General features: G+C 41.9%; 5 protein-coding genes. 4 read left to right on the forward strand and 1 reads right to left on the reverse strand.

The window, feature by feature from the left end:
• The first annotated feature begins 426 nt into the window (after positions 1-426).
• Both AB4238_RS20635 and AB4238_RS20640 read left to right on the forward strand, forming a co-directional pair.
• Entirely contained in the window at positions 427-681 is a 255-nt protein-coding gene (locus AB4238_RS20635) for a hypothetical protein (protein ID WP_372035320.1), read from the forward strand.
• A gap of 131 nt (positions 682-812) precedes the next feature.
• The gene (locus AB4238_RS20640; protein WP_372035322.1) at positions 813-1,826 is read left to right on the forward strand and encodes a hypothetical protein; all 1,014 of its coding nucleotides are present in this window, start codon (positions 813-815) and stop codon (positions 1,824-1,826) included.
• A 223-nt stretch (positions 1,827-2,049) separates the two neighbouring features.
• On the opposite strand, the gene AB4238_RS20645 is transcribed toward AB4238_RS20640, so the two are convergent.
• Entirely contained in the window at positions 2,050-2,484 is a 435-nt protein-coding gene (locus tag AB4238_RS20645; RefSeq protein WP_372035324.1) for a hypothetical protein, read from the reverse strand.
• A 229-nt stretch (positions 2,485-2,713) separates the two neighbouring features.
• Here AB4238_RS20645 and AB4238_RS20650 point away from each other — a divergent pair, with 229 nt between their 5' ends.
• Entirely contained in the window at positions 2,714-5,518 is a 2,805-nt protein-coding gene (locus AB4238_RS20650; protein WP_372035325.1) for a glycine betaine ABC transporter substrate-binding protein, read from the forward strand.
• 360 nt (positions 5,519-5,878) lie between these two features.
• A complete protein-coding gene (locus tag AB4238_RS20655; RefSeq protein WP_372035327.1) occupies positions 5,879-6,067 on the forward strand; it encodes a hypothetical protein in 189 nt (62 codons plus the stop codon).
• The last annotated feature ends 137 nt before the right edge of the window (positions 6,068-6,204 follow it).

Raw genomic sequence — 6,204 nt, forward strand, 5'->3', positions numbered from 1 at the left:
ATGCCTTGATTAAAGCCCATTAAACTCCCACTGAATCCTGCATCTTCAGGTAGCACGGGTATAAATGGCGTGCCGTCGCCATTGCCGTTTTCATAGGTACTGGAGCGAGTTGTCGCGAAGTATTGTTTGTGCAGAAAACCTATATAGCAGTGCAGAGCTTTACCTGCTTTCTAGTGAAAGCTCTTTCAATTGAGATTCATCTTTCCAATAGGAGTAATAGGAGTATGTGGGGATTCGTCAGACTCTGCCCTAATTTAATTCTTATACAAATTTTTTGATTCTAGGGTGAGATATTAAACGAAGGTTGAAGTCAGTTAGGTTTAGGTTGCTTGGCATTCATTGGTGTATTTTAGACATAATATGTCGTAGGATGTTGTTTTAGCTGTATGCTTTATTAGTTTTAATATACAGGGTTAAGGAGAACCAATGAGATTAGTGAGTTTATTTGTCTATTCGCTGCAGTGGCTGGCTATCGCTGCATCGCCGACACTTTTAGGGCTTTTTGTTGGAGTTATATTGAGTTTGCAATCAGGTCAGCTTAATTCGCTCACAATTATCGCTTGGGGCACAGTTGGTTTTATTATTGGTGGCTTTTGGGCGGAACGCATTAGAAAGCAGACTGGTCTGAGTGAATTTTTTGGCAGGCTTGCAGGTGCAAGGGATAAACCTAAGAGTAGATAGTTAATACTGTGTATTGAGGCTATTTTACTCATTTGTCTTAGTTGAGTAAATGTTAATATGTCTGTCAGTAAGTTGACTTGTATTGGCGTAAGGCGTAGTTTTATTTGGTTTTTTTAAAGGACTAAATAAAAATGAAAAATCGATTTTCTGATAATGTTTTACGTATGGCTGCGCTAGTAGCGATATTACTAACCACTGCTTGTTCGACAACTTATAAAGTCGATCCTGCACTTGTTGCACAGTTCAAACCCGAAGCCCAACCTACACAAGATGAAACCTATGTGTATGTTATCCGAGGTTCCGCTTTTCAAGGTGGGATAAGAGGCGCTTGGTTAGCGGCGAATGAGCAGGTTGTTGCCGATCTTTCTAATGGTACTCACACGATGTTGAAGCTGGCCTCCGGCTTAAACTCTATTCATCTCGTTCAAGGGCTAGCGGGATACGGTTATACCAAAGTAGATAATAAGCCTGGTGAAATTGTCTACTACTCAATGGATTACACCAAAGGGAAGATGATTGAGTTAACCCCTGAGATGGGAGCATCTATGGTGATGCAGACTAAGCGTGCTAAGGAGCTTAAAGCGCCGCGAAAAAATGACGCTTATGACAACCTACTAACCAATCCTTCGCTATTGGATTTCCCTATTATGAAGCCTGCTACTGAGCCGATGAAAGCTGACAGTGAGTCTGCCGTGATCAGTTTTTACCGTATGGAAACTTTGATTGGTGAGGTACCTTTTGATATATGGTCTGAAGAGGGTTATGTCGGTAGTACTCGAGCGGGGACCTACTTTCAAGTGCGTGTTAAGCCAGGACAACATACTTTTGTTTCGCTTTCCGAGCGCTACTCTGTGCTAGAGGCTGACGTCGAAGCGGGTAAAGAATATATCGTCGAGTTTGATGTGGATATGGGCTGGAACCAAGCTCATGTACAGATCTTACCGATTGACCCTGTTAAATCTGCAAAGACCATCAAGAAGTGGCAAGCAAAAGCTAAACTTATGGAGGTTGATGAAACTGTTTTAAACCAAGACGAGTTTAAACAGCGAGTTGATTTAGCACATGAATATTTAACGACTCAGTTCAAAAAAGTTGAATCTGGTGAATTGGCAAAGAGAAAGTTAAATAGCCAACATAGACTCTAGATAGCGATTGTAAAGTATTGATGCCCTCGTCTTTAGGTGAGGGCATTTTTGTATGTTTCCCGCATTGAGTGTTCTCTCCAGCTGCTTAATCGTGCTGTAAAGCTTATACCGCAGATGAAACTTTATCAGTCGTCATCTTACCAACTGCTGGTGAGCCTATGCTAAATGATTGAAAGGCTAGTTTTAATCTGTAGAAACTAACAGATGACTCATCGAAATGATCCTAGGCGTCACTATCAGCTTCATCTTTTTGTGCTTTCAGCAAAGTAGTTAGCTGTACATTAAGCATCATCATTTTGGCATCAATATCTTTGCGTTTCTGTTCAGCAGCTTCAGAGTGATCATTGGCCAGTGCTTGGCGTTGTTCTTTTAGCTCTTTGAGCTCCTCCTTAAGCTTATCTATTTTCTTCTCTATTTCTGTGCGGGTATCAACTTGCTCACTCTGCTGCGCTTTGGTGTTGGCACTATTTTTATGCATAGCGGTGCCAAGTTCAGTCGATAACTTCTTCTGTGCAGCATCTGAAATAGACACGGTATCTGACTCTATAGTTGGTGAAACAGATGCTTGCATTGGCGCACGATCAGATCGGACCTTGAGCTCTGCTTGTTGCATGTTTTGAGTGATAGAGGCTGTTGAATTGATACCTGATATGTTCATTGCTATTCCATGCAGATGAAGATGATAGCCAGTTATCGGCAAATAGTGTCGATACTTTAGCGTTAATCACTGCAAAGGAGTCATCATTTAGTTGTACTGTTTGCGGTGTGCGGTGACTGCAGTTATTTGTTATGTTCTGAAATAGTTGATTATTTTCTATTGGTTTTTGGGTAAGATGTTTTGCAAGTATTATCAATTGTTTGCATAAGTGAGTAGCGAAGTGAGATCGATGTTAACTAGGCTCGTAAGTCATCCTGTGGCCTTAATGATTATCGCTGTAGGGTTATGGATGTTATACCCTCCTGTCGTTAACCATTTAGTCGATCAAACCAACGTTTACTATGTAGCTGCTGTGGCGCACTCTTTTGCTGCTTTAGCAACGTTATTGTGTGTCATGAGTCTATTTATTGGTCGTGAAAAAGTTAAAGCCAGTAACGTGCTCAACAGCTACTCCTTTAGCAAGATCTCACTGCCAACTCTGTTCTCTGGCATATTAATTTGCGCCAACCATCTGTTGCTCTATGCGGCATTAAGTGTTTCGGAAGACTTTGATGTTATAGCCATTTTGGTTTTTGAAACCTGGCCTATTTTGTTTTTCTATATTGACAGCATCCTCAGGCGCAGTAAGCGAAACACAAGCATTAATGATTATGTTTTTTCGGGAGCCGCTTTTGCTGGCTTTTTAGTGTTAACGGCGCCGAATGTAGATATCGCCGACTGGTTATTACTCGATAGTCCGATGCTTGAAACCATGGGGCTCGCAGCCCTTGGTGGTTTGGCTATGGCTGTAAATTGTTATTTTCGGATGAAGTGTATGGATGCCTGGAGTGAGGTATCTGATAGCAAAAAGCTCAACTTGAGCAGTTTTAAAAGAGGTTTGCTTACCGAGACTGGTGTGCGACTTGTTGCTGCGCCGTTGTTGATTGCTGCGCTATGGATTTCTGGAGCAGCGATTCCTGCGTTCGATCTAAGCAATGTACTGCTATTGATGTTTGTTGGTGTGGCGATCTTGGCGTTAGGTAGTCTGCTGTACGATCTATCAGTGTTTAGTGCTGAGAATGCATCTATAAGTGCATTGTGGTATTTAATGCCGGTTGGAGCCGTGCTGATCCTTGCGATTATGCAAGGCAGAATGTTGAATCAGTACGAAGCTGTGGCATCGGTATTGATTGTTTCATCCAATATTTTTTTAGGCCTTCGATACCCTTTGCGGTCATCATTGTTAGTGCTGTTTGTATCCGTCTGTAGTATTGGTATTTGGATCTTATTTGCCCCGGTTTCTGCAATCGATAGCTATTATGATCTACTGGCTGTATCGACGGTATTTTTTGCTCTGTTAGCGACTTTTGCATTAGATAGAACGACCTCGTTGAATCGCGAACGTGAAAGCTTACTCGGTGAGTTCAGTGAACAGGTTTTTGGAGTGTTAGAACTTCATGATAAGAATGATCGTTCTGCGGAAACCGTCGCCTACGTAGGCAAGATAAAGCAATACGTGCTGTGGAATTTGCATAGTTTTGTCAGAGCATTTTCCAATTTTAAACAGCTTGATAGTAACCAACTACGAGCTGAAAAGCTCAAGTACGCACTATTGCCGATGTTGGAGAATAAGCCGGCTGAAAGAGATCGTATTTTAGAGCTATTCAAAGTTGGCAATAAGTTGATGACAATGGAGAGCGATAGGATCCCCGCGGAAGAGTTTGTTATTTTATTATTTCTGGGGGCCGCTAATGTTTTCTTTTCATTAGTTTTTCGCCCTGAAACGCTGTCGGCGGGTTTGTTTGCGCTTATTGTCGGTGCTTCTGTTATCTATCTACTGCTTATCATTTATGAGCGAGACAGGTATGCGCAAATTCGCCATGATCATGCATTAGTTTGTACAAACTTGATGCGCTACATTAAATCTAGATCTGCTGAACCTCAAGTTGAAAATGATATCAGCCTAGCGATGCAGCAGGTAGATGATGCGATAGCAACTAAATCGGCTTCAAGTGGCACTCGCGGGCAAGCATATTGGATTTTCAGTATCTTTGCTCTGCTGTTTGTCGGTTTTGGTTATAGCTTTCTCTATGAGTCACTGCAACAGCAACGTTCTTTTGAGAGCTCGCCATTAGTTTCGACGCGAACGACTCATGAAACTAAGATCAATATTGCCTTGCTTGATTGGCCGAGCGCACAAATAAAAGGGCATATCTTAGCGGGGATCATCAATCAGCATACTGAGTTAGATGCTGCGATGATTTCGATGTCGAGTAAGCAAGTATTTAGCGAAATGGATGATGAGGAGGGGAGTGTCGATATTCATCCTGATCTCTGGCTGGAGAATAACAGTAAATTTATCCGCCGTTATGTCAGAGCATTTGGCAGCGTGTCTCTTGGTGAGCAAGCTGTAACAGGTTCACAGGGCTTGTGTTATACCGACATTGGCATAGGACACAAACAACTGTCTTATGCCGATCTCACTAAGGATGATTTTGCCAGCCACTTTGACCTTAACGGCGATAACAAAGGTGACATTTGGGTGGGGACGGCAGACTGGACTTCAGCTGATGTTGAGAAGCGACGTTTATCTGCATACGGCTTAAGCGCTTCCTACCGTTACCATACGTTCGATCAAGATATCTTGAATATGCTTATTGAGCGTAATAACCAAAGTGGAGTGCCTAGTCTGTTTTTCTGTTATTACCCTGATGCACTGTTTATGAATCAACATGTTCATTTTCTTGATGAAGCACCACATGATGCTGCACTTTGGCAAAAGATTAATCGTGACTATGCTGAAGTACCGGATATGGGAACTGCGTGGCCTAAAACAGAGATCCGCGTCGCTTACCGAGCTGGACTAGCTAAAAAATCCCATGAGTTAGTTACGTTACTGAACCATTTTAAAATTGAAAATGAACAGTCGGTTGTGATGCTCGCCAAATTGAGAGCTGGTGAAACTCCTGAGAGTATTGCAGATGGGTGGATTGAATCACATCAAGATCTTATTCTTGAGTGGTTAACTGGATTTGACTTATCGGCTTCCAAGTAACTTAAATCACAATTAAAAAGGCAGAGTGGCTAACGCGCTCTGCCTGCTTGCAACACTGTTTATATCTTCGCACCATTAACCAAAGTGATATCAATTGCTGTATTTTTCTCGTCGGCCAAGTTACATAGCTGGCTTTCAAGCTCACTGTTGTGACGGCTAAACCGGTCACGCGGGCCAGAATACTTAGATAATTACAGGACTATCGAACCGTTCATTGTGCAGAATTGAATTTCTGATATTCATTCAGATTGCAAAAACGATCGCTTAATCTCTGCTCTATAAACTGACTCATAACGTTATGTGCGATGCTTACATTTAGCTGTAATGAGTTGTCAGTACCCGAGTGAGAAATACTAAGCCATGATATTTACACCTTACCAAGAATTTCTTGCTTCACAATTGTTGCCCATGCTTGCTGTTTGTATGGCGGTTATCGCGCAGCTTGAGTATCTCAACCATACTGCTGCTTACTTGGGGATGCTGATGATGGCGGTAATTCACAGTTATGTATGTGCCCCTGTTAATTCATTCCAGCAAGTTAGCGATTGAAGAGTTAAAGAGGATTATTATGACTATAAGTAGTTTTATTATGCTTGGCTTGAAATGGTTTGTTGTGGTCGCTCTATACCTATTTTTAATTTGGGTGATGATAAAAAATAATGGGCACTCTAGGGGCTGTTGATCTT

This window comes from Shewanella sp. 10N.286.45.A1 (genome assembly GCF_041470405.1).
GTDB lineage: Bacteria > Pseudomonadota > Gammaproteobacteria > Enterobacterales > Shewanellaceae > Shewanella.

Coding starts and splice junctions, on each gene's coding strand:
- AB4238_RS20655 (WP_372035327.1), top strand. CDS start 5,879: ATGATATTTACACCTTACCAAGAATTTCTTGCTTCACAATTGTTGCCC.
- AB4238_RS20645 (WP_372035324.1), bottom strand. CDS start 2,484: ATGAACATATCAGGTATCAATTCAACAGCCTCTATCACTCAAAACATG.
- AB4238_RS20650 (WP_372035325.1), top strand. CDS start 2,714: ATGTTAACTAGGCTCGTAAGTCATCCTGTGGCCTTAATGATTATCGCT.
- AB4238_RS20640 (WP_372035322.1), top strand. CDS start 813: ATGAAAAATCGATTTTCTGATAATGTTTTACGTATGGCTGCGCTAGTA.
- AB4238_RS20635 (WP_372035320.1), top strand. CDS start 427: ATGAGATTAGTGAGTTTATTTGTCTATTCGCTGCAGTGGCTGGCTATC.